Origin of the sequence: Pseudoalteromonas rubra (genome assembly GCF_000238295.3) — a bacterium.
GTDB lineage: Bacteria > Pseudomonadota > Gammaproteobacteria > Enterobacterales > Alteromonadaceae > Pseudoalteromonas > Pseudoalteromonas rubra.
In genome coordinates this window covers 20022-44005 of record NZ_AHCD03000038.1, presented here as the reverse complement: position 1 = coordinate 44005, position 23984 = coordinate 20022, and the positions used below count along the sequence as shown (strand labels likewise).

The 23984-nt window shown below is 49.0% G+C and carries 22 protein-coding genes; 13 read left to right on the top strand and 9 right to left on the bottom strand.

Annotation, left to right across the window (positions count from 1 at the left end):
- Positions 1–50: 50 nt before the first annotated feature.
- From PRUB_RS18655 to PRUB_RS18645, 3 genes are read left to right on the top strand one after another with little or no spacing between them, the layout of a single operon-like run.
- On the top strand, positions 51–872 hold the full coding sequence (locus PRUB_RS18655; protein ID WP_010387158.1) for a CheR family methyltransferase: 822 nt from the start codon (positions 51–53) through the stop codon (positions 870–872).
- The gene (gene cheD / locus PRUB_RS18650; protein ID WP_010387157.1) at positions 869–1483 is read left to right on the top strand and encodes a chemoreceptor glutamine deamidase CheD; all 615 of its coding nucleotides are present in this window, start codon (positions 869–871) and stop codon (positions 1481–1483) included. The genes PRUB_RS18655 and cheD overlap by 4 nt, the downstream gene beginning before the upstream one ends.
- A gap of 9 nt (positions 1484–1492) precedes the next feature.
- Complete coding sequence (locus PRUB_RS18645; protein WP_010387155.1) at positions 1493–2524, top strand: protein-glutamate methylesterase/protein-glutamine glutaminase; 1032 nt, start codon at positions 1493–1495, stop codon at positions 2522–2524.
- Here PRUB_RS18645 and PRUB_RS18640 read toward each other — a convergent pair.
- On the bottom strand, positions 2511–3548 hold the full coding sequence (locus PRUB_RS18640; protein WP_010387153.1) for a polysaccharide deacetylase family protein: 1038 nt from the start codon (positions 3546–3548) through the stop codon (positions 2511–2513). The genes PRUB_RS18645 and PRUB_RS18640 overlap by 14 nt on opposite strands.
- Positions 3549–3587: 39 nt before the next feature.
- Between PRUB_RS18640 and PRUB_RS18635 the strand changes: the two genes are divergently transcribed.
- Positions 3588–4856 carry an MATE family efflux transporter gene (locus PRUB_RS18635; RefSeq protein WP_040645828.1) on the top strand — a complete coding sequence of 423 codons (1269 nt, stop codon included), beginning with the start codon at positions 3588–3590 and terminating at the stop codon, positions 4854–4856.
- Between the two features lie 208 nt (positions 4857–5064).
- On the opposite strand, the gene PRUB_RS18630 is transcribed toward PRUB_RS18635, so the two are convergent.
- Complete coding sequence (locus tag PRUB_RS18630; RefSeq protein WP_010387151.1) at positions 5065–5343, bottom strand: hypothetical protein; 279 nt, start codon at positions 5341–5343, stop codon at positions 5065–5067.
- Positions 5344–5349: 6 nt separating this feature from the next.
- A complete protein-coding gene (nfuA, locus tag PRUB_RS18625) occupies positions 5350–5925 on the bottom strand; it encodes a Fe-S biogenesis protein NfuA (protein WP_010387149.1) in 576 nt (191 codons plus the stop codon).
- A gap of 155 nt (positions 5926–6080) precedes the next feature.
- On the opposite strand from nfuA, the gene PRUB_RS18620 reads away from it, so the two are divergent.
- Entirely contained in the window at positions 6081–8612 is a 2532-nt protein-coding gene (locus PRUB_RS18620) for a M14 metallopeptidase family protein (protein ID WP_010387147.1), read from the top strand.
- On the opposite strand, the gene PRUB_RS18615 is transcribed toward PRUB_RS18620, so the two are convergent.
- The gene (locus PRUB_RS18615; RefSeq protein ID WP_010387146.1) at positions 8609–9283 is read right to left on the bottom strand and encodes a ComF family protein; all 675 of its coding nucleotides are present in this window, start codon (positions 9281–9283) and stop codon (positions 8609–8611) included. The genes PRUB_RS18620 and PRUB_RS18615 overlap by 4 nt on opposite strands.
- Before the next feature lie 57 nt (positions 9284–9340).
- On the opposite strand from PRUB_RS18615, the gene bioH reads away from it, so the two are divergent.
- The 3 genes from bioH to PRUB_RS18600 all read left to right on the top strand — a co-directional run bounded on the left by bioH (position 9341) and on the right by PRUB_RS18600 (position 11395).
- A complete protein-coding gene (bioH, locus tag PRUB_RS18610; RefSeq protein WP_010387145.1) occupies positions 9341–10078 on the top strand; it encodes a pimeloyl-ACP methyl ester esterase BioH in 738 nt (245 codons plus the stop codon).
- A gap of 103 nt (positions 10079–10181) precedes the next feature.
- Positions 10182–10490 (top strand): hypothetical protein, encoded by a 309-nt coding sequence (locus PRUB_RS18605; RefSeq protein ID WP_010387144.1) that lies wholly within the window; start codon positions 10182–10184, stop codon positions 10488–10490.
- On the top strand, positions 10490–11395 hold the full coding sequence (locus PRUB_RS18600) for a putative metalloprotease CJM1_0395 family protein (RefSeq protein ID WP_040645814.1): 906 nt from the start codon (positions 10490–10492) through the stop codon (positions 11393–11395). Before PRUB_RS18605 ends, PRUB_RS18600 begins: the two co-directional genes overlap by 1 nt.
- 91 nt (positions 11396–11486) lie before the next feature.
- Here the strand turns inward: PRUB_RS18600 and PRUB_RS18595 are convergent, their stop codons facing one another.
- Together PRUB_RS18595 and greB are read right to left on the bottom strand one after the other, a co-directional pair.
- Positions 11487–13823: a Tex family protein gene (locus PRUB_RS18595; protein ID WP_010387142.1), complete on the bottom strand. Its 2337-nt coding sequence runs from the start codon at positions 13821–13823 to the stop codon at positions 11487–11489.
- Positions 13824–13908: 85 nt separating this feature from the next.
- On the bottom strand, positions 13909–14382 hold the full coding sequence (greB, locus tag PRUB_RS18590; protein WP_010387141.1) for a transcription elongation factor GreB: 474 nt from the start codon (positions 14380–14382) through the stop codon (positions 13909–13911).
- A 221-nt stretch (positions 14383–14603) separates the two neighbouring features.
- Between greB and ompR the strand changes: the two genes are divergently transcribed.
- The 3 genes from ompR to PRUB_RS18575 are packed head-to-tail and all read left to right on the top strand — an operon-like array spanning position 14604 to position 17370.
- Positions 14604–15323: an osmolarity response regulator transcription factor OmpR gene (ompR, locus tag PRUB_RS18585; RefSeq protein ID WP_010387140.1), complete on the top strand. Its 720-nt coding sequence runs from the start codon at positions 14604–14606 to the stop codon at positions 15321–15323.
- On the top strand, positions 15324–16673 hold the full coding sequence (gene envZ, locus PRUB_RS18580) for a two-component system sensor histidine kinase EnvZ (RefSeq protein WP_010387137.1): 1350 nt from the start codon (positions 15324–15326) through the stop codon (positions 16671–16673). It begins immediately after the preceding gene.
- A gap of 52 nt (positions 16674–16725) precedes the next feature.
- On the top strand, positions 16726–17370 hold the full coding sequence (locus PRUB_RS18575; protein ID WP_021032964.1) for a hypothetical protein: 645 nt from the start codon (positions 16726–16728) through the stop codon (positions 17368–17370).
- 325 nt (positions 17371–17695) lie between these two features.
- Here PRUB_RS18575 and PRUB_RS18570 read toward each other — a convergent pair whose 3' ends face one another.
- The 3 genes from PRUB_RS18570 to hslR form a co-directional block, all read right to left on the bottom strand.
- The gene (locus PRUB_RS18570; RefSeq protein WP_010387132.1) at positions 17696–19234 is read right to left on the bottom strand and encodes a phosphoenolpyruvate carboxykinase; all 1539 of its coding nucleotides are present in this window, start codon (positions 19232–19234) and stop codon (positions 17696–17698) included.
- A gap of 259 nt (positions 19235–19493) precedes the next feature.
- The gene (gene hslO, locus PRUB_RS18565; protein WP_010387130.1) at positions 19494–20339 is read right to left on the bottom strand and encodes an Hsp33 family molecular chaperone HslO; all 846 of its coding nucleotides are present in this window, start codon (positions 20337–20339) and stop codon (positions 19494–19496) included.
- 11 nt (positions 20340–20350) lie between these two features.
- A complete protein-coding gene (hslR, locus tag PRUB_RS18560; protein ID WP_010387128.1) occupies positions 20351–20761 on the bottom strand; it encodes a ribosome-associated heat shock protein Hsp15 in 411 nt (136 codons plus the stop codon).
- Between the two features lie 241 nt (positions 20762–21002).
- Here hslR and gspC point away from each other — a divergent pair, with 241 nt between their 5' ends.
- Together gspC and gspD are read left to right on the top strand one after the other, a co-directional pair.
- On the top strand, positions 21003–21893 hold the full coding sequence (gene gspC, locus PRUB_RS18555) for a type II secretion system protein GspC (protein WP_010387126.1): 891 nt from the start codon (positions 21003–21005) through the stop codon (positions 21891–21893).
- A gap of 28 nt (positions 21894–21921) precedes the next feature.
- Positions 21922–23982, top strand: a complete 2061-nt coding sequence (gspD, locus tag PRUB_RS18550; RefSeq protein ID WP_010387125.1) for a type II secretion system secretin GspD — start codon at positions 21922–21924, stop codon at positions 23980–23982.
- Positions 23983–23984 lie beyond the last annotated feature (2 nt).

The window sequence follows — 23984 nt, the reverse complement described above, 5'->3', positions numbered from 1 at the left end:
GGCGCGGGTAACACGTAGTCGGGGGTCGCTGCGCATAGGTGAGGAGGGATATGAAAGAGTTTTTGATGACGGATGAGGATTTCAGCAGTATCTCTCAGCGTGTTTATGAGACCTGTGGCATTGTGCTCGGACCCCATAAACGCGATATGGTTTACTCACGGCTTGCCCGCAGAGTCAGGGCTAACGGTCTCGCATCTTTTGCTGAATACCTGGCACTATTAAGCGAAGAGCCAAATCCCGAGTTTAGCCATTTTATTAATGCGATTACGACTAATCTCACGTCATTTTTTCGCGAAGCACATCATTTTGACTTTTTACACCAACAAGTGATCCCAGAGCTTAAGATCAAACATAAAACAGATAAACGCGTACGGATTTGGTCTGCTGGCTGCTCCACTGGCGAGGAGGCCTACAGTATTGCGATGACCATCGCGAATGCGTTTCCTGGGGACTGGGACGTTAAAGTATTGGCAACTGATTTGGATTCAAATGTACTGCATAAAGGCCAGGAAGGGGTTTATAACAGTGCATCGGTCACAGGCCTCGACAGTGAGCACCTGAAAAAGTGGTTTATGTGTAGTTCGGATGGCACCCAGTACAAAGCAAAAGATGTATTGCGATCCAGGGTGTTTTTTAAACGCCTTAACTTGCTTGAACCTTGGCCTATGAAAGGTCCTTTTGATGTTATTTTTTGTCGTAATGTACTGATTTATTTTGATAAAGAAACCAAAGATAGATTGTTTGATAATTATCATCAGCTATTGGCAGAGCAAGGTTATCTGTTTATTGGTCATTCGGAGACAATGGGGAAAGAGCACTTGGGCTTTAAAAACCTGGGGAAAACTATGTACCAAAAGGTAGCGCAGATATGAATCAGTTTCAGCCCGTACTGCATGGCTTTGAGCACGTAAAGCGGTTTTGGGACTCAGGTCGTGGCGCGGTGGTCGCAAAAGTGCTCCCAGGAGAGTTTTATGTGTCAAAAAGTGACGAGCTAATCTCTACTGTGCTGGGCTCCTGCATTGCGGCCTGTATTTATGATGAGCAACAAGGTGTAGGAGGGATGAATCACTTTATGCTGCCTGGCGTGAAGGGCGCTTCAGCGATTCATGCCGATGACCTGAATTGTCGGTATGGCAACTGGGCAATGGAATATCTGATCAATGAAGTGATTAAAAATGGCGCCCGGCGAGAGCATTTGAAGATAAAGCTGTTTGGCGGAGGGAAAATCATCAGTTCGATGACCGACATCGGTGTTGGTAATATTCGATTTGCCGAAGCGTATGTTGAGGAAGAGCAGCTTACCCTGGTATCCCACGATGTCGGTGGACCCTGGCCGCGTAAGGTGGTGTTTCATCCACAAACGGGTAAAGCTCAGGTGAAGAAGTTGCGTCAGATGCACAACAACACCATTGAAAAACGTGAGGTTAAGTACCTTCATGATATTGAAGAGCAAGGTAAACAAACAGACATTGAGCTGTTCTAGAGAGTTTGCATGATTAAGGTATTGATAGTTGATGACTCCCCTTCACTCAGAGCGATTCTGACTGAGGTGCTGGAGTTGGCGCCCGATATTCGGGTCGTGGGAGCGGCAGAGGACCCCTACGAAGCACGTGAGATGATTAAAAAGCTCAATCCAGATGTGTTGACGCTGGACATTGAGATGCCAAAAATGAATGGGCTGAGCTTTCTAAAAAACCTGATGCGTCTGCGCCCTATGTCTGTGGTCATGCTATCTACCCTAACGCAACAAGGCTCTCCCGCAACGTTAGAAGCGCTAGAGCTGGGGGCAATAGACTTCATTGCCAAGCCAACCACCAATGTGGCAGCTAAACTAAATGCCTATGCTGAGACCCTGCATCAGAAAATCCGTATCGCCCGTCAGGCCAATCTTTACGCTTTTCGCGCCGACAAAGGCGAAAAACAGGCTCCAGTTTCACAGAATATCCAGTTTAAAAACAGCGCGGTGCTGGCTTTGGGCGCCTCTACCGGCGGCACAGAAGCGCTGCGCGAGGTACTGGTTCGTTTGCCTAAACATTGCCCACCAGTGGTGATTGCACAGCATATTCCACCTGTATTTAGTACTTCATTTGCACTGCGAATGGACCGTTGTTGTGATGTGCATGTCAAAGAAGCAGAAGAGGGAGATTTGCTTGTGCCAGGACATGTGTTTATCGCACCTGGAGACATGCACCTTAAAGTGGTGCAAAAAGGCGGGCGACTGCAATGTCACCTGAGTCAGAGCGAGAAAGTTAATCGACATCGTCCCTCGGTCGATGTGTTGTTTGATTCATTACTGCCCTGGGCTAAACAGATCAGCGCCGGGCTACTGACAGGCATGGGCAGTGATGGGGCAGCAGCCTTGTTGCGCCTCAGAGAAGCTGGCGCAAAAACACTGGCTCAGGATGAAGCCACTTCAGTCGTGTGGGGTATGCCCCGGGCCGCTGTTGAAATGGCAGCGGCCGAGAGGGTTGTGCCTCTGTCTAAAGTAACGATGGAGTTGCTAAATGCGGTTAAGCGCGCGTAATCACCCAGGGCTGAGAGTACCAGTAAAATTGACCACTGAATTGTTTTGATGGTGCAGTGCAGTTGTATCGAGATCGTCCTGTAGGTAGGCCATTAGGTGTTGTAATTGTCACGGTTTTCTCCCCCTCCCAGGTAAGCTCTGCTCTGCCTATGCCAGATATAAAGCAGGCAAATTGATTCTGATAAAAATCCATTTCTTTGAAGGTCAGAGTGATCGATGGGGTCGGGTCATCCGTGACCGAGTCCTGATATTTGACTTGCGTCAGTGAAAAGGGCAATGAGTGAAGTTTGGTTTTTAACGTTTTCAGGTTGGCATAGATGCCGGACGCGGGAAAGCGTGGCAGGCGCGTGAAGTCTGAATCGGGCCCTACGGCACCGGAATGCTGGCCAATACCCACTAAGCCCAGCTCGGCGACTAACTCCTGTAGCGGACGATCAAATTCGCCGTAGGGATAAGCGATATACGGAAAGTCATGGCCTGTCTCAGCTTTGATACGAGCTTGTGACCAAACTAAGTCCTGACGGATCCGACTGCGCCACTGAGCCTGCGTTTCTCCGGCTTGCTTGTGATGTAAATAGTCGTGCTGGGCACTGTGATTCGCAATGATTGCGCCGCGTTTTGCCAGCTGGCGAAGTTGCTCCCAGCTCATCACGTACCCTTTCTTCTCATCAATGAGCTTAGGGTTTACAAAAATAGTGTAAGGATAATCAAACTGCTCAAGTAATGGCGCTGCGGCTTCCATGTTATTCAGGTAGCCGTCGTCAAAGGTGATTGCCACGGTTTTTGGTGGCAGAGTTTTACCTGCTTGCAGTTGCTCAATGAGCTTATCTAATGCAATGACTGTGAATTGTTCTGTTTTCAGGAAGTTCAGATGCGCAAGAAAGGTGGCTTCGCTGACACTGGTCACGGCCGGCAGTTTTTCACTGACATGATGATACTGTAGAATGACCGCGGCCAGACCTGCCCGGGTGTTGAACAAAACGAGTATAAGAACTAAAACATGAAACCACTTAATCGCGCGCATACTTCTCACCATATTCAATTGCTTGCTATTGCTGCTCCGATGATTTTATCAAATATCTCGGTGCCCCTGTTAGGATTAGTTGATACTGCGGTCATTGGTCACCTGAGCGAAGCTTATTATCTTGCCGGGATAGCGCTGGGGTCAGGGAGCATAGCCTTGTTGTTCTGGCTTGCCAGTTTCCTGCGCATGAGCACCACCGGTGAAATCGCCCAGGCAAATGGCCAGCAAGACAGTGTTAGGGCGTTACAATCGCTGTCGGCCAGCATGACTTTTGCGGTGTTGTTTGCTCTGTTACTGATAGTGTTTACGCCCTGGTTATTAGAGCTGATCGCAGTGCTGTCCGGGGCAACGCCTGAGGTATTTGAACAGGCGAGTGTGTATTTTTCTATTCGTATCTACAGTGCACCGGCGGCTATGCTGAACCTGGTGATGCTCGGGTTTATGTTGGGGATGCAATACGGACGTGGGCCTTTTTATGTCGTGCTGTTTACTAACTGTGTCAACATAGTGCTTGATGTCTTGTTTGTGGTGGTGCTGGACTTCGCGGTTGCAGGCGCGGCCTGGGCATCGGTGATCGCCGATTATTCAGCACTGCTGTTGTCTTGCTATCTGCTGCGTGGGGTGCTGAATCGCGCAGGTTGGCAGTGGCAGCTTAAAGTACCCCACAAAGAAGAAATACAGCGGTTATTGCACCTGAATCGCGATATCTTTATTCGCTCACTTATGCTGCAGCTGTGTTTTAGCTTTATGACGTTCTATGGTGCGAGGCTGGGAGAGGACATTTTGGCAGCCAATGCGGTGCTATTGAACTTCCTGATGCTGGTGAGTTTTGCAATGGACGGCATTGCCTATGCGGTGGAAGCAAAAGTTGGGCAGGCCAAAGGCGCGCGCGATGTAATGATGCTCAGGCGGTGGGTGCAGATAAGTTGTTTTTGGGCAGGGTGTTTTGCGCTTATCTATAGTGGGGTATTTGCTTTATTTGGCCCGGCAGTCATAGGGCTGCTAACCGACATTCCGGCTGTGATAGACACTGCACTGGTGTATTTACCCTGGCTAGTGGTCCTGCCTGTGATTGCAACAAGCTGCTTTTTGTTTGATGGGGTATTCGTTGGCCTGACTCGGGCCAGGGAGATGCGCAACAGCATGTTGTTGTCTGCCCTGTTAGGGTTCTTTGTGCCTTTTTGGCTGGCGCAGCAGTGGGGGAATCATGGGTTATGGTTTGCCATGAGTTGCTTTATGGGGTTAAGAGGGCTGACGCTGGTCATTAAGTATCGACAGCTGAGTGTCAGACAACAGCTGCTTGAATAAGCAATAATACCAATTTCACTTAATACCTGTTCTATTTGAAGGAGCAAATAGGACGCTAACGGCGTTAAAAATTTCTCATTTAGAACAACTAAATAGCAAAATTTTTGCCTAGTTACCGACCCTATTTTCTCGCCTCAAAGTAGAACACTTAATTAAGCAAATTGGTATAACATGGGATATTGTCACCGACGTGCGAGCCGTGTATGGCCTATTTTAAATCCTCAAAGGCTTTTTTGGCCGTCGCTTTGGCTGAGTCACGTGCTGACAGCACCTGAGAAAAACGATTAGCGAAAATCCCCAGGTAGCCATACCCTGCCACACCTAGTGCAATAGCAAGAATGATCAGGCCGGGCAGCTGAAGCCAGGCTTGATAGACATAGCCCAGTGCAATGAGCACCACACTGAGTGCAAACAGGGCCAGTCCGCAGAGAAAAAATCGCAAGCTTCGCTTAGGGTGAGACCCTAAGCGATAGATAATACGGCGCATACGCAATTAATAGTATGAGTGATCGCCTCGAGAGTGTTCAGTAATATCACGTACACCGGTGATTGCATCGAACTTTGCGATCATTTCTTTCTCGATACCCTCTTTCAAAGTGACATCAATCATAGAGCAGCCGTTACAGCCACCACCGAATTGTAATACTGCAACGCCCTCAGCCGTGATTTCTACCAGGCTGACCTGACCACCATGGTTGGCCAGTTGAGGATTCACTTCAGTCACCAACATGTGCTCAACTTGCTCTTCCAAAGAGGCATTCGAGCTGAGCTTTTTGGCTTTCGCATTTGGCGCTTTTAGGGTCAGTTGGCTTCCCATTTTGTCGGTGACAAAGTCAATTTCAGCCTCTTCCAGGAAAGGGGCACTTTCGGCGTCGACGACGGCATCAAAGCCATTAAATGGGAGGCGAATATCGCTGTCTTCCACCGCATCGGCAGGGCAGTAAGATACACCGCACTCAGCTTGAGCAGTACCTGGGTTGACGACGAATACACGAATGTTAGTGCCATCGGCTTGATCGGCTAATAGCTTGGCAAAATGTGACTGAGCTGTCTCTGAAATTGTGATCATAATCTACGCTATACTTGACTAAATTACTCGGTTAATCCCTATGATACTCCCCTCATCTTGTTGTAGCTAGTGTTGGGCGTAAAAATTTGCAGCAACTTAAGTCGCATTGATAGCGTACTGGCTGGTCAAAAATTGCCGGAATAAATGGAGACTTTATGTATCGCCTGTTAGTTATGCTGTGTTTGTTGAGCTTGCAGCTAAGTGCCAAGCCATTGAATTTTTATTTTGATGATACAATCCAGTTTGATCCAGCTATTCCAAAACCGCATGAGGTGCTCGGCTATGACGTGGGTGAGTGGCATGTCCGTCCAGAGCAACTGGTGCAGTACTTACATACACTGGCACAAGCGAGTCCCAGGGTTGAAATAACCACCATTGGTTACAGCCATGAACGCAGGCCGCTCATCCTGCTGACGATCACTGAGGCTGCGCGACTGAAAAACATCGAAGCTGCGAAGCGCGCGCATATCGCTGCACTTGCGCAACCTAAGCAACGCACAGAGGCGCCAGCGGTTGCCTGGCTGGGTTACAGCGTACATGGTAATGAACCGTCCGGGAGTAATACTGCCATGCTGGTGGCTTATTATCTGGCTGCTGCACAGGGCGAAAAGATCGAAGCTTTGTTGCGCGATACCGTGATCCTGCTTGATCCGTCTTTGAACCCAGACGGGCTGGCGCGCTTTGCTAACTGGGCAAACAGCCACCGGGGTCAGGTGTTATCAAGCGATCCTCAACACCGGGAACATGTAGAGAGATGGCCTTCTGGCAGAACCAATCACTACTGGTTTGATTTAAACCGGGACTGGCTGTTGTTGCAGCACCCAGAATCGCGCGCCCGAATTGCGGCATTTCATGACTGGAAACCCAATGTGCTGGCCGATTTTCACGAGATGGGTCCTAATTCAAGTTACTTTTTCCAGCCAGGGATCCCCTCACGCACGCATCCTTTGACGCCTGAGCGCAACCAGAGTTTAACGGCGGCCATTGGCCAGTTTCATGCCGATGCGCTGGACCAGGCGGGTCAACTATATTTTACTCAGGAGAGTTTTGACGATTTTTATTATGGCAAAGGCTCAACCTATCCGGACATTAATGGCGCGGTGGGGATATTGTTTGAGCAGGCAAGCAGCCGTGGCCATGTGCAAGAAACCATTAATGGTGTGTTGAGCTTTCCACAAACCATCAAAAATCAGCTCATTACTTCACTCTCAACGTTACGGGGCACAGCCGCGCACCGTCAGGCTTTACTCGATTATCAGCAGCACTTTTATCAAAGCGCGCAAAAAGAAGCTAAGCAGCAAGATTTTCTGGGGTATGTGGTATCGGCAGGTCAGGACCCGTATCGATTCAGCCAGTTTACTGAGCTGCTCAGCCACCACCAGGTGCAAGTGCAGCAGCTGGAAAAGGCGTTGAAAATTAACGATCAGCAATTTAAGGCCGGCGATCTGTATATTCCTCTGGCACAGCCGCAAGTCCGTTTGGTCAAGGCCATGTTCAGTGAACAAACCCAGTTTAAAGACAATACCTTTTATGATGTTTCAGGGTGGACGCTACCGTATGCCTATGATCTGGATTTTGCCAGAGTAACCAGCAGCTGGGGATTGAAGGTCACTGAATCAAAGGCACAAAACAATGCTATCGTCGCAGAGGCACCCCTGACTGAGGCGTATGCCTATGCTTTCTCCTGGCAGCATTATCTGGCACCTAAGTTACTCAACCTGCTGCTGACAGAGGGCCTGCAGGCGCGAGTCGCACTGCAGCCCTTTACCGCTAAGCTGATCCAGAGCGAACAGCAGTTTGATGCCGGCACTGTGGTGATCCCGGCGGGGCTGCAAAACCAGGAAAACTGGCGACGTATCCTGTCAGAGCATGCCAGTGCGCTTGGTATTGAGGTTATGGCGATTCGCTCAGGCCTGACGCCACAGGGCATTGATTTAGGCTCGCGGCGGATGATGCCACTGCATAAACCCGAAGTCTTGCTGATTGGTGGGCAGGGCACCAGTCAGTACGAAGTCGGTGAGCTCTGGTATCACCTTGACAGGCATGTCGGAATTGCACCCAGCGTGATAGAAATAGACCGTCTTGGACGCGCAGACCTAAGTCGTTACAGCCATATAGTGCTGGCAGATGGCCGTTATTCAGCAATGAGCAAAAAAGCGCAGGCTGCGATTATCAGTTGGGTCCATAAAGGTGGGGTTATCTGGGGTCATAAGCGCGGCGCACAATGGTTGATTGAGCACCAGTTGCTGAATGCTGAGATCATCAGCAACAAAGATTTACGAGCGTCTTTTGATACTCAGGGGATGCGTTTTAAAGATAAAGAGCAACTGGCTGCACAGCAACGGATCGCGGGGGCTATTTTTGGCACCCAGCTGGATCTCTCTCATCCACTGGCATTTGGTTTTGAGAACAGTAGTTTACCTGTTTTTAAAAACAGTGCCTGGGTGCTTCAGGCCAGTGAAAAACCGTTTTTGGATGTGGCCGTGTATCAGCAACAGCCTTTACTGGCAGGCTATGCTGATGAACGAAATGTAGCGCAGATCGCGCAGTCGGCGGCATTGATGGCTGATACCTATGGCCAGGGCGTGGCTGTCGCGATGACGGATAATCCAGTATTTCGCGGTTTCTGGTATGGCAGCAGTCGACTGTTTAATAATGCGCTGTTTTTCTCGCAGGCGATCCATTAATACGGTGTGAGGCAGGTTGCACAAGCCCAGATCTGAGCGGCGCCAGCACGCCGACAGAGCTGGGCAGCAGCATTAATGGTCGCGCCGGTGGTGATCACATCATCAACCAGCAGTATCTGGCGACCTGTTAAATCACCCTCTAATCTGAAAGCCTGTGCTTGATTTTTCAATCGTGCACGGCGATTTAGCGACTGCTGTGTGGGTGTCATACGTTTTGATAAGACGGGTAGGATTGGGAGTTGAGCTTCGAGTACGCGGCCCCAGGTTTGCATTACCTGATTAAAACCCCGAGTGATCAATCTGTGTCTGGGTAACGGAATGAGAATAGCCGCATCCACATCGATGATTTGTTCGGCACAGTAGCACTGCCACTGATGGGCAATGACCTGACGCAACAAGCAAGCTGCATGACTTCGTTGACCTAGCTTGAGTTCGCATAACCAGCGTTTCAGCATGCCTCTATACCAACCACACGCAATCAGACCATCGCAGCAGGGTAAATTAAACTGTGCCTGAATATCCGCACGCAATAGCAGGTTACCCTGGTCAGGGGCAAACAGTGGCAGTGCACTCAGGCAGGGGCCACATATTCCTTGAGTGTCAACCGGGCTATGGCAACAGGGGCAGTAGCAGGGAAACAGCGTGTGTGTTAGTGCGCGGGCTAATGACATTGCTTTCCATCCTTGAATCGCTATCATAGCCACAAGTTTGGTTGAGGAAGTGAGTGAATGCAAAGCGAGATTGTCCTATTGCACGGTTGGGGTATGAATAAACAGGTATGGCAACTGAGCATTGAGCAGCTTCAGCAAGTACAGCCTTTACCCGTGCGGGCGATAAATTTAGCGGGGTTTGGCGGAGCTGAATTTCCTGAACACTGCAAATCTCTTGACGACATTGCAGATGAGATTGCGACAGAGCTTGCCGATGGTTCGGTGTTGATTGGCTGGTCACTGGGCGGACTGGTGGCGCTTAATCTGGCACATCGATACCCCGCTAAGGTAGCTAAAGTGGTAATGGTCGCTTCCAATCCATGCTTTGTGGAGCAGCCAGACTGGCCGGGGATCAAGCCTAAAGTGCTGGCGGGGTTTAAGCAGGCGCTGGCCGACGACAGCGCTAAAACCATAGAACGCTTTTTAGCCATTCAGGCGATGGGCAGTGAGCATGCCCGTGATGATATTAAACAATTACGCCAGTTATTGGCGCAACTGCCTGAGCCACATCCAGAGGCATTAAGTTTGGGCCTTGATGCGTTAAACCGGTGTGACTACCGAGCTTATTTTCGTGAGCTTACGCAGCCAGTGTTTGGTCTCTTTGGCCGACTCGATGCGCTTGTCCCCGGTGATGTGATTGAACGCATGAGTGCGCTCAACCCACATTTCAAGGCGTTTGTTTTACCCAAAGCATCGCATGCCCCATTTATCTCGCATAAAGATGAGTTTGTTACTCATTTAAAATCAATTCTTTAGTTTCCCACAATGAAAAAAGCGGCAATTTTTTGCCGCCCAGACTTTATTTCGTTTATAAATTGAGCAATAATTAGGGTGAGATTTTCTAACTGTGGGTCGATATATGGCAGTCAGTGACATCCTAAATGCAGGTGTTCAGGGGTTTGAGCTTGCCCGCCAAAGTGCCGAGCAGGCAGCAGCCGACATCAATAAGGCGACACTGGACCAGCAAAGCGAGCAACAGGTCGCACAGCAACGACAACTTCAGGGCGCATCCAGCAATGAAGGCGTGACTGCACCTGTGGGTCAACCACCAAGGTTGGACGAGGCGGTGGTAGACCTCAAAGTGGCAGAATTTAATGCTAAAGCAAATGCACAGACGATCCGCACAGCTGACGAAGTCCTGGGTACCTTAATTGACATTAAAGCGTAATGAACATAGTAACGCCACCCCCGGCGATGAACTTAAACACGGCGAACGTCTATACTGAGACGGCGCAACGTGACAATCAGCTCCGCGAGGTTATTCCAAAACCTGCGCCGGTCTCCCCTGCGTTTACTGAAAACAAACCCCTCTCAGATGGTGACAAGCAAAAACCTTTGTCTGCGGACGACTCTGGCTTATATGACAGCACTGGTCAGCTTAAAGATGGCAAAACCATTGAGGAGCGTGAGGAAGGCGGACAAAGCAGTCAGGGGGAACAACAGGATCAACAAGACTCGCAAGAACTGAGTGACCGCGAACAGGCTGAGCTGGAAGCTGAGCAGGCACAGATTCAGGAACTGAAAGACAGAGATCGTGAAGTACGTCTTCATGAAGAAGCGCACGCCAGAGTGGGGGGGCAGTACGCAGGATCACCAACTTATGAATATCAGCGTGGTCCGGACGGCAATAATTATGCGGTTGGTGGTCAGGTGATGATAGACGTGGCACCCACTGGGGATCCACGCGAAACCATTGATAAAATGCAAACAGTGCGTGCTGCGGCGTTGGCACCGGCAGAGCCGTCGGGCGCTGACAGAGCCATCGCAGCAGATGCGACAGCCAAAATAGCTCAGGCTCAGGCGGATCTTGCCAAGCAATCCATTAGTGGCGATGAGGATGAGGAGGACAGCAGTAATCGTGTTGTTGGTTACCAAACCCGTCGTCTTAATGAAGATGAGCTCAGCGAGCAACAACCTGAGTCTGCCCGGTTAGAAGAAGAAGTGGACCCATTTGCTGTGGCATTGCCTATCGAACGGGATCCGGAAATTGCTTCACGGGCACTGAGAATTGAAGGGTTTTATGGAGACGTTGCCAGGCCCAAAGGGGCGTCGCAGTTATCTGTGGTGATCTAACTCGCCTCAAAATAGATCACTTAATTAAGCAAATTGGTATTAAACGACAGAGGCCCGCAATTGCGGGCCTCTGTCGTTGTGGTATCAGATGTTACTTTTTCAGCTTTGCAAAGGCCTCTGCAAAGGCATTGCCCATAGCAGCGTTGCTGTTGTCACGTCGATTATCACGGCGAGGTTCTTTACGCTGTGCGGGTCGCTGAGACTTGCCGCCAGGTTTTTGCGTAGTGGGCTTACTCTGCTTCTGCCCGGTACTTGCTGGGATCTCATCGTTCAGTCGCATGGTAAAACTGATCCGTTTACGGGCAACGTCCACTTCGATGACTTTCACTTTAACAATGTCACCAGCCTTAACCACTTCACGTGGATCGGAAATGAACTTGTCCGTGAGTGCAGAAATATGCACCAGGCCATCCTGATGTACGCCAACATCGACAAAGGCACCGAAGTTCGCAACGTTTGAGACGACACCCTCAAGGGTCATGCCGACTTTTAGGTCAGCAATGGTCTCGACGCCCGCTTTAAATTGGGCTGTTTTAAACTCGGGACGCGGGTCACGGCCCGGTTTGTCCAGCTCACCCAAAATATCTGTGATGGTCGGTACGCCAAACTTATCGTCGACATACTCGGCTGGATCCAGTTTACTCAGCACATCGCTGTTGCCGATCAATGCGGTGACATCAAGTGCCTTGCTGCCACAGATCTTTTTCACAACCGGGTAAGCTTCCGGGTGAACCGCTGAGGCATCCAGTGGATCGTCACCATTAGCAATACGCAAAAATCCAGCAGCCTGTTCAAAGGCTTTAGGGCCCAGGCGCTCAACTTGTTTTAGCTGTTTGCGGCTGCTGAATGAGCCATTGCTATCACGGAACTTAACGATGTTGGTGGCCAGAGTTTTATTTAGGCCAGATACGCGTGTCAATAAAGGCACAGACGCGGTATTAACATCGACACCCACTGAGTTTACGCAGTCTTCCACCACGGTCGTCAGTGTCTGACCCAGCTGGCTTTGTGACACATCGTGCTGATATTGGCCTACACCAATGGATTTCGGTTCTATTTTAACCAGCTCAGCCAGTGGATCTTGCAGTCGGCGGGCAATGGAGACGGCACCACGCAAAGATACGTCGAGATCCGGGAACTCATTGGCGGCAAACTCAGAAGCAGAGTAGACCGAGGCACCGGCTTCACTGACCATCACTTTGGTTAGTTTTAGCTCACCGGCTGCTTTTAGCAATTCAGCTGCCAGTTTATCGGTTTCGCGAGACGCCGTACCATTACCGATCGCAATCAGTTCAACCTTGTGCTGACGGCATTGCTGTTCCAGTGTGCGCAGTGACTTATCCCAGTGATTTTGCGGTGCATGGGGGTAAATGGTGGTGGTTGCCAGTAACTTTCCTGTCTTGTCGACAATGGCGACCTTACAGCCAGTTCTCAATCCTGGGTCGATCCCCATGGTCACACGTGGGCCTGCCGGGGCAGCCATCAGCAGATCTTTGAGGTTTTTGGCAAAGACATCTATCGCGCCTTGCTCGGCAAACTCTCGGGTGGCGCCCAACATTTCGTTCTCAAGGTGGGTGGCGAGTTTGATTTTCCACGCCCATTGTACCACTGTCATCAGCCAGCCGCTGGCAGCACGGCCCGAGACTTCCAGACCATAGTGGTCTGCTATCATTTGTGCACAGTACTGTTGCGGGTCTTCCGCTTGTGGCTCTGGGTTGATAGACAGCTGCAAAATACCTTCATTTCGGGCTCTGAGCATTGCCAGGGCGCGGTGAGAAGGGACGCTGGCGAGTTTTTCATCGTGCTCAAAATAATCGCGGTACTTACTACCTGCATCTTCCTGCCCAGGCACAACACGGCTTTGTAGATAACCATGCTGTTTCAGCTGATTTCTGAATTTACTGAGGAGTTTGGCATCCTCGGCAAAGCGCTCCATCAGAATAAACTTGGCGCCATCCAGTGCGGCTTTGCTATCTGCAATGCCCTGATCGGCATTGATATAGGTTTCGGCAGCTTGTTCTGGTGTCTGATCCGGATCGCTGAACAGCAGGTCGGCCAGCGGCTCAAGCCCGGCTTCTATGGCTATCTGGCCTTTGGTACGACGTTTGGGTTTGTAGGGAAGGTATAAATCTTCCAGTTCGGTTTTACTCTGCACCTGGTTTAGCTCTGAGGCTAATTGGTCAGTGAGCTTGCCCTGCTCATCAATGGTTTTGATGATAAAAGCCCGGCGTTCCTCTAGTTCCCGCAGATAACCGAGGCGCTGTTCGAGCAATCGTAGCTGAGTGTCGTCCAGACCGCCTGTAACTTCTTTACGGTAACGGGCAATAAATGGAACAGTCGCACCTTCATCCAGTAGTGCGGTGGCAGCATCCACTTGCTGTTGTGATGCGTTTAGCTCAGCAGCTAAACGGGCTGAGATATTGCTCATGCAAAATCCTTATATAGTTCAATTGGCTAGGCCTCTTTCTCGGCCTGCGTTTGCGGTCATCATATCATATCTGAAACGGAAGTGTTCAGGCCGTGTAGTCGATCTTATTGACATACCAAAGCATTTCACCTTGCGGGGTTTTTACACTGTATTCTTCGTCGACGGCTTTCCCGAGTAACGCGCGCGCCATGGGAGAATCGATGGAGATATAATCATTCCGCTCATAGATTTCATCAGGCCCGACGATGCGGAAGCGCTTTACTTCGCCGTCATCGTTTTCTATTTCGACCCAGGCACCAAAATAGACTTTGCCCTGCTGTTGTGGAGAATACTCAACAATTTTTAAATCGGGCAAGCGTTTACGCAGGTAGCGTACTCGACGGTCTATTTGTCGTAACAGGCGCTTGTTAAAAGTATAGTCGGCGTTTTCTGAGCGATCGCCCAAACTTGCTGCCCAGTTAACGATTTTGGTCACTTCCGGGCGTTTCTCAAACCACAGATGATCGTGCTCCTGTTGCAGCTTGCGATAGCCTTCAGGTGTAATTAGGTTGGTTTTCATTTTGTTGCTTACTTTGGCAGAACAACTACATGTGTCTAGTGTAATTCGGATCCGGGTCGATACCAATCTTAGCTGGTTCAACTGGAGCCTGGTAAAGCAGAGCCATATCAGGCTGACACTTGTAACGTTCGGTAACAATCTTATTCACTGTTAATGGTGTCTAAGCGTATTAATTTCAATTATATTTAGGGTCAACTAAAGAAAAAATAAGAAGAATGCCAATGGGGAATGAAACCACCAAAGTGTTAGTCGTTGACGATGATATGCGTTTGCGCAGCCTGCTGGAACGATATCTGGTTGAGCAGGGGTTTATCGTTCGCAGTGCTGCTAATTCTGAGCAAATGGACAGGTTGCTGGAGCGTGAAAACTTTCATCTGATGGTATTGGATCTGATGTTACCTGGTGAAGATGGTTTGTCTATCTGCCGTCGCCTCAGACAAAAAGAAAACGAAATCCCCATTGTTATGTTAACGGCGAAAGGGGATGAAGTGGATCGCATTATTGGGTTAGAGCTGGGGGCGGATGACTATTTGCCTAAGCCCTTCAACCCGCGTGAATTGCTTGCCCGGATCAAAGCGGTGCTGCGCCGTCGCGCAAAAGAAGTCCCTGGGGCCCCGGCAGTGGAAGAAAATGAAGTCGAGTTTGGTGCCTTTAAGCTCAACCTGGCAACCCGGGAAATGCAAAAAGATGACCAAACCATTGCGCTGACCAGCGGTGAATTTGCGGTATTGAAGGCGTTGGTGAGTCATCCCAGAGAGCCATTGAGCCGTGACAAACTCATGAATCTGGCCCGTGGCAGAGATTACAGTGCACTGGAGCGCAGCATTGATGTGCAGGTCTCACGGTTACGCAGAATGATAGAAGAGGATGCCTCTAATCCCCGCTATATCCAGACCGTTTGGGGGCTGGGTTATGTTTTTGTGCCAGACGGCGAAAAGTAAATGAGTATCCTGCCACGCAGCGCATTTGGACAAACGGTGTTTTTTGTCGGTGCGCTGCTGTTGATCAACCAGATAGTCTCCTACATCACTGTCACGCTGTACGTGTTCAAGCCTACTTTTGAGCAGGTCAACCTGATGCTGGCCAAGCAGGTTAAAACCGTTTTTATTGACTGGGAAGAAGGAGTTGAGATTGACTCAGCTCTGTCGAAAAAGTTTTTCGAGATCACGGGTATTGAAGTGATGAGCCAGCGTGAGGCCTATCGCAATGGGCTTGGAGAGGCAAAAGAGTACACTTTGTTGTCGCGTAGTATGTCTGAGCAGCTCAATGGCTCCGCACGGGTACGGATCAGTCAGGGCGATCCTGTGGTTTACTGGGTAGAAGCGCCCCAGGCTCCGGGTTATTGGGTTCGGGTACCACTCACCGGGTTCTCTGAGACTAAAATGGAGTTTCTGGTGTTTTATCTCTCCAGTATCGGCTTTTTAAGTGTACTGGGCGGTTGGCTGTTTGCCAGACACCTGAACCGGCCGCTCAAGGCTTTGCAGATTGCAGCCAGCCGGGTAGGGGTGGGAGACTTTTCTACTCGCCTGGTTGAACATGGCTCTACGGAGGTCATCGAAGTCACCAGAGCTTTTAATAAAATGTCCAAAGGGATCGCTGAGCTGGAGAACGATCGGCGTCTCTTGATGGCTGGGGTATCTCACGATTTAAGAACACCCTTGACCCGGATCCGGCTGGCAACAGAAATGATGTCGGACGAAGAAGCCTACCTGAAAGACGGGATTATCGATGATATAGAAGATATGAACGCCATTATCGATCAGTTTATTGAGTACCTCAGACACCATAATAGTGGAGAAATGGTGCTGGATGATGTCAATGCTGTCGTCGAGGAAGTGGTGCATGCTGAACAACAGCATCAGCGCGAAATTGTGTTGGCTACAGCGGCAAATGTTCCCGCGGTGATGATGAACCATGTGGCATTAAAACGGGTAGTGACCAACATGATAGAGAATGCTATCCGTTATTCAGACGACCGGATTGAGGTTGTGACGGAGTTTAGTGCTCGCCACAAGGCGGTGTTTATTAAGGTTAAAGACAGAGGGCCTGGGATCCCTGAAGAGGAGCTGGAAACGCTATTTGAACCTTTTAAACAGGGCGATTTGGCGCGAGGCAGTGAAGGCAGTGGGCTGGGCCTGGCGATCATCAAACGCATCGTTTCTACCCATGGCGGTAAAGTACGTTTACGTAACCGCAAGGAGGGAGGCCTGAGCGCGGAGGTGATGCTGCCAGTTGCGAAAAAGTTTGCCCCCCTGACAGCGTCATCTGAATCGCCAAAACCCAGTGAATAAGCGAGATTTATCGTATCAGTCAGGTTGCCTGAGCACAGCAGAAAGAGCTCAGTTGTTGTCTATTATTGGCTTGTGCTTTGAGGGGATCGACCCTGAAGCATATTTTGCTTACTATTTTGAGCAAAGTGGGCCTACGCATCGCCGGCTAAGACTTTATTACTCTGATTCAGCAGAGCTGACTGGCTACTGTTTGCTAACCTTTGACGACAGCCACAAGGCATTTAGTGTCATTGGGGCGTCGGCTGGTTTTTTACCGCAGTTCCGGGGTAAGAATAATACCTTTTCATTTTCTATTCTAGAAGTGACCAAGGCTTATCTGCGCCGGCCCTGGCGTACTTTGTTATACGCCGACACTATGCTCAGCCCGGCCATGTTCCGGGCGATGGCGAAGAATATTGCTACTGTATATCCAACGGCAACAGGCTCTGCTGTGGAATCTCAGCTTTATGTAGCGTTAAACCCGACTGGATTAGTATCTGAGGTGAATGGTTTGCCGTGTCTTAAAGTGGTGGGGCGAAAAACGCGTTATTCGGCGCTGGAAGTGGCTCAGTTTAAAGCCAGTGATAAACCCGAAATTGCTCATTACTGCGCGCTGAATCCCAATTTCGATCAGGGAGTGGCGTTACTCACGGTGATCCCGGTCACACTGGGTCAGTTGCTTTCAACAGCCTGGAAGCAGATAACGCACTCCCGATAACTTTATATCAATTTTACTTAGTAACAGTTCTATTTGAAGGCGCAAGTATGACGCTAACGGTGTTAAAAGTTTCTCATTTATAACCTTTATCTAAGGTATAAGTTCGCAAATTTTTGCCTCGCCTATAGGGGCGTAGAAGTCTCAGCGATAGCAGGATGTGTGAGCGGTGTTATCGACCCCATTTTCTCGTCTCAGAATAGCACAAGTAATTAAGCAAATTGGTATTACTTTAAGTGGCAGCGCGCCAGAGAATACGGGACTATCAGGCATAAAAAAACGCCCAACGAGGGGCGCTTTTGATAAAGGAATCTGAATCTAAATTAGCTTAGCCGCGAGGACCTGCTGATTTGATGGCTTCAGAGACATCGTATTTTGCGAAGTTCGCTTCGAAGTCTGCAGCCAGCTTAGACGCATACTCAGCATATTTTGCTTTGTCTTCCCAAGTGTTGATTGGGTTAAGCAACTTGCTGTCTACGCCTGGTACAGCAACCGGTACGTCCAGGTTTAGTGCGTCAATGTGTTGTGTCTCTACGCCTTCCAGTGTGTCGTTAACGATTGCGTCAATCACAGCACGTGTGGTCGGGATATCGAAACGTTTACCAATACCGTAAGGACCGCCAGTCCAGCCAGTGTTAACCAGGTAAACTTTTGAGTTGAACTCACGTACACGCTTCATAAGAAGTTCTGCGTAGACGCCTGCCGGACGCGGGAAGAAAGGTGCGCCGAAACAAGTCGAGAAAGTTGACTCGATGTCTGACGTTGACCCAATTTCTGTAGAACCTACCTTTGCAGTGTAACCGCTCAGGAAGTGATAAGCCGCGGCTTCTTCTGACAGAATAGACACAGGCGGTAGTACACCACTGACATCACAAGTCAGGAAAACCACTGCGCGAGGTTCGCCAGCACGGTTCTCTACTTTACGCTTTTCAACGTGCTCAAGCGGGTAAGCTGCGCGCGTATTTTGTGTCAGGCTGGTATCATTGAAATCAGGAACACGATCTTCGTCTAGTACCACGTTTTCAAGGATGGTACCGAATTTAATAGCATTCCAGATGACAGGTTCATTCTTCTGAGACAGGTCGATACATTTTGCATAACAACCGCCTTCGATGTTGAAAACACTGCCAGGTGCCCAGCCGTGCTCATCATCACCAATCAGGAAGCGCTTAGGATCTGCCGACAAGGTGGTTTTACCTGTGCCAGACAAACCGAAGAATAAGGTGGTGTCGCCTGCTTGGCCTACGTTCGCACTACAGTGCATTGGCAGTACGCCCTTCGCTGGTAACAGGAAGTTTTGTACTGAGAACATAGACTTTTTCATTTCACCGGCGTAATGCATACCTGCGATAAGCACTTTGCGCTCTGCAAAGTTGATAATCACTGTACCGTCACTGTTAGTGCCATCGCGCTCTGGGTCGCAAACGAAAGATGGTACATTCATTACCTGCCATTGGGGTAAATCAGCTGCATTGTATTTTTCAGGCTCGATAAACATGTTTTTGGCAAAAATGTGGTGCCAAGCTGTTTCTGTTGTTACAACAACGGGTAAATAGTGCTCAGGATCTGAACCCACTTCAAGGTGAGAGACGAAGTGGTCGTTGCTGTTCACGTGTGCTTCTACACGGGCCCACAGCGCGTTGAATTTGTCCGCATCGAATGGGCGATTAACGTTACCCCATTGGATGTCGCTTTCTGTGCTTGGCTCTTTAACGATAAAACGATCGTTAGGTGAACGCCCTGTGCGGCGGCCAGTTTTTGCTACAAAAGCTCCATTTGCGGCCAAAGTCCCTTCACCACGGCGGATGGCGTGTTCGACAAGTTCAGCTGCAGTTAAGTCGACAAAACGAGTAGCGCTTGAAGTCATGTTTATACCTAAATGTGAGAATTGAACGGGATAGCTCTGGAGAAGTTTCACCAAAAGCTGAAATTATAGTAACAGATGAAATTCAGATATTCGAGCCCTGGAACCGGGTAAAACGCCATAAATTTGTCAAAAAAATCGAATAATTTCAATGATACCGGTGTCATGAAATGTGACCTTAAAATGACACCGGTATCAATTTTTAGCGACAAAAAAGCCGCCAAAATGGCGGCTTGTCTCCAATATGATAAAAATACCCCGGCTAATTAAAAATTGCCTTGATATCTTGTTCTTTAAATCGGTAATTTTTTAAGCAGTAATGACAGCTGATATTGATCTCACCTTGCTTCTGGATATCCTCTAACAGCGCCTCCTGGCCGATGTTGGCCAGTGCACTTATGGTTTTGTCACGGCTGCAACCGCAGACAAAGTTAATTTCCTGGGGTTTGAACAACTGTGGGTTATCTTCGTGATATAAGCGTGTCAGGACCGTTTGTGCGTCCAGTGTGAGCAGCTCCTCATCTTTAATGGTGTTGCTCAGTGCTTCTAAATGCGCAAAATCCTCTTCCGACTTGGTTTTGTCGACTGGCAGTACCTGCAAGAACAATCCGGCTGCTTTGGCACGTTCACCGGTCACATCGGTGGTAAACCACAAGCGGGTTTTGAGTTGTTCTGACTGGATAAAATAGTCTTCCAGACAAGCCGCTAAGGTCTCCCCATTCAGTGGCACAACCCCTTGGTAACGCTCACCCTTATTTGGGGTGATGGTGATCACCATATAGCCTTTACCCATCAGGTCCTGAATACTGCCACCTGCTATCTCACCTTGCAGGCGGGCGATACCGCGCATATTTTGCTTGTGATCGCCGTTGATGGCTGCGTACTTAACCGGGCCATCACCTTGTAATTGTACAGTGATGTCGCCTTCAAACTTTAAAGTGGCAGTCAACAGGCTGGATGCAAGCAATAGCTCACCCAATAAGGTTTGCACTTCCTTTGGGTAGTCATGACCACTGATAATGTCATTAAAGGTTTGTTCAATTTGTACGAGTTCGCCACGTACATCGAGTTGATCGAAAATATATCGATGAAGTAAATCTTGTTGCATCAATTCGGATCCTAGCTAGATTTCAGTTTGAGCAGTTCGCGACGCTGCTTTTTATCTGGTTTATGCTCAGGGCGCGGTGCAAAAAAGCTGTTGTTTTTGCGCGCAATGGCATTTTGTGCCCGTTTTTCAAGGCTGGCTGCTGACTCTTCATAGAGGGTCTGGGCAATGGGGGCGCTTTGGCGCTTTTCCATAACTTGCAGCACGGTGACTTCTTTCTCATCAAAACCTTGTGCCAGTTTGATGACCGCGCCAACCTCAACCATTCGGCTGGGTTTACAGCGTTGGCCATTGTAGTGTACCTTGCCACCTTGGATCATCTCGCGGGCGATGGTACGGGTTTTATAAAAGCGTGCCGCCCAGAGCCACTTGTCCAGGCGTACTTTCACTTCGCTTAGGTTGTTTTCTTGATTGACTTTTGTCACAATTCGTTAACTAATGCCCAAAGCTAATTTAATCGGTGAAATTTAACACATTTGATGAGGCAAAAAAAGCATCTGAACACGCTCTGATGTGGTTACATCTCAGCCACAGACACTGTTAATGCTGTGTTCAGTTAGGTATTCTAAGTTGTACCTATTTACTTTAAAGTTTCATATACGCGTGCTTGTTGAATCGAATTCGAGGCGGTACACTGAGGCGCTCAACAGAATAAGAATATGACATATGGAATTACAGCTACAACAGTTGCAAAAATTACTACATAACTTACCCCACGCGAAACTTAGCCGCCTGGTGGTGTATTTGGCTGTTGTGTATATCGCATTTCTTTTTGCTAAGTTATTTTGGTTGCTTTGGCCAGTACCGCAGACCCAGCCTTTACCTACCCAATCTCAAGTTTATGCACAGAATTCGGCAGCGGTCAGCAGTCGTTCTATTCTTGGCCACAACGTATTTGGCAAAGCCAATGAAAAGCCTGTGGTTGAAGCGCCTAAGCCGGTGATTTCTGATGCACCCGAAACGCAGCTAAATGTGCGCCTGACTGGTATTGTTGCAGTCAGCCAGAATGATGCTGCCGGGCTGGCGATTATTGAATCTCAGGGGCGCCAGGAAACTTACGTAGTCCAGGATGCCGTTAAGGGTACCCGTGCCAAACTAGCTCAGGTTCTGCCAGACAGGGTGATCCTGGATGTGAGTGGTCGGTTTGAAACTTTGATGCTTGATGGCATCGAGTTCAGCCGTCAGGTTGCGACACCTGTACAGCCTCGTCGGACCACCGCAAAACCAAATAGAGTCAGTAATCAAACCCGTGAGGAGCTCAAGCAACGTCGTGACGAATTGCTGGCTGAGCCGGGTAAACTGTTTGACTACATTCGTATTTCGCCTGAACGACGCAATGGCCAACTGGTTGGTTATCGCTTGCGTCCAGGCAAAGACCCCGAACTGTTTAAGAAAATGGGGCTTAAAAATAACGATCTCGCCATTGCTATTAATGGCTTCCAACTCACGGATATGAAACAGGCTATGTCAGCAATGAATGAGCTGAGAAATAGCACTGACGCCAATATCACGATTGAACGTGACGGCCAGACTGTCGATGTGCAATTTAGCCTGTAAAGACAATAATTTTGGAGTTATAAAAATCATGGGTAGAAAGCTACACCTCACAAAAATCAAAAAAGGGTTAGCTAAGTATGCAGCTCTGTTATTTGCGGCTGGATTGTCCTTGTCTGTTTCTGCGGTTGAGTATGCGGCCAACTTTAAAGGCACTGATATTAACGAGTTCATTAATATCATCAGTAAGAATCTCAACAAAACCATCATTATTGACCCAAATGTACGGGGCAACATTAATGTTCGCAGCTATGAGCTGATGGATGAGGCGCTTTACTATCAGTTTTTCCTTAACGTACTGGAAGTCTACGGCTATGCGGTCGTTGAAATGGAAACTGGGGTACTGAAAGTCGTACGTAGCTCGGATGGTAAAAAAGCCAATGTACCTCTGGTCGGCGACGGTGATATGGACAGCGGAGACGTGATGATCACCCGGGTTGTGGAAGTTAAAAACGTTAGCGTACAGGAACTGGGCCCATTGATCCGTCAGTTCAGTGATCAAAAAGACGGCGGTCACGTGACTAACTTTAACTCCGCCAACGTGATGATGCTGACAGGCCATGCTGCGTCGGTGAATCGCCTAGTGAGCATCATCAAATCAGTAGATCAGGCAGGTGATCAGCGCGTTGACATTGTACGCCTGCAACATGCCACGGCCGACGATGTTGTTCAAGTGGTTGAAAAAATTTATAAAGATGGCGGTAAAAATCAGGTTCCACAGTTTTTGATCCCAAAAATAGTCTCTGACAACCGAACCAATAGTGTTGTAGTCAGTGGTGAAGTGCAAGCGCGTACCCGAGCCATAGAATTGATTAAACGCCTGGATGAAGAATTGCAAAACCAGGGTAATACGCAGGTATTCTATCTTGATTACGCAAAAGCTGAGGAGCTGGTTAAAGTACTGCAAGGGGTGAGTAAAACCCTGCAAGAAGAAGCGCAGGGGGGAAGTAAGACCCGTACCCGCAGTAACAAGAACGAAACCAGCATTGAGGCGCACGAAGATTCAAACTCATTGGTTATCACCGCACAACCGGACACTATGCGATCGCTGGCCAGCGTTATTGAAAAACTTGACGTCCGCCGTGCTCAGGTACTGGTTGAAGCCATTGTTGTAGAAGTACAAGAAGGTGATGGTATCAACTTTGGTCTGCAATGGATCACCGAAAAAGGTGGCATGTTGCAGTTCAATAACGGCACAACAGTACCGGTTGGCTCATTGGCTGTGGCGGCTGAACAGGCGCGTGATAAGACGGTTGTTCGTACTCAGGCAGGTACAGAAGATCCGACTAAGATAACCGAATACAACGAAACCGTTGAAGGTGATTTAGGTGCTCTGGGCTCTTTGCTGGGCGGCATCAATGGTCTGGCAATGGGTGTGGTGAAAAACGACTGGGGTGCGATCATCCAGGCCGTATCAACCGATACCAACTCAAATATTCTGGCTACACCATCAATCACGACCATGGACAACGAAGAAGCGTCTATGATTGTCGGTCAGGAAGTGCCTATCATCACAGGCTCAACGGCCAGTGAAAACAACTCTAACCCGTTCCAGACCGTTGACCGTCAGGAAGTGGGTGTTAAATTGAAAGTCACGCCACAAATTAATGATGGCACCGCAGTACAGCTAACCATTGAGCAGGAAGTTTCCAGCGTCAGCGGTGCAACCGCGGTTGATATCTCAGTGAATAAACGTGCTATCAACACAACCGTCATCGCGGATGATGGCGGCATGGTTATCCTGGGTGGTCTGATTGACGAAGATGTTCAGGAAAGTGTCTCTAAAGTACCTCTGTTGGGTGATATCCCATTCTTAGGGCACTTGTTCAAGTCAACGAACACGACTAAGCGTAAGCGTAACCTGTTGGTATTTATTCGTCCGACGATTGTTCGTGACAGCCGCAGCATGAACGAGCTGAGCCATGCTAAATATAAGTTTATCCGCGGTGAGCAGACTAAGCAGCGTGAAGATGGTATTGACCTGATGCCGCTGCAAGACGCACCTATCCTGCCACAGTGGGATGATGCCATGGTATTGCCACCCACGTATGAAGAGTTTCTGAACGAGCAAAACGAGAAGAACAATGACTGAGG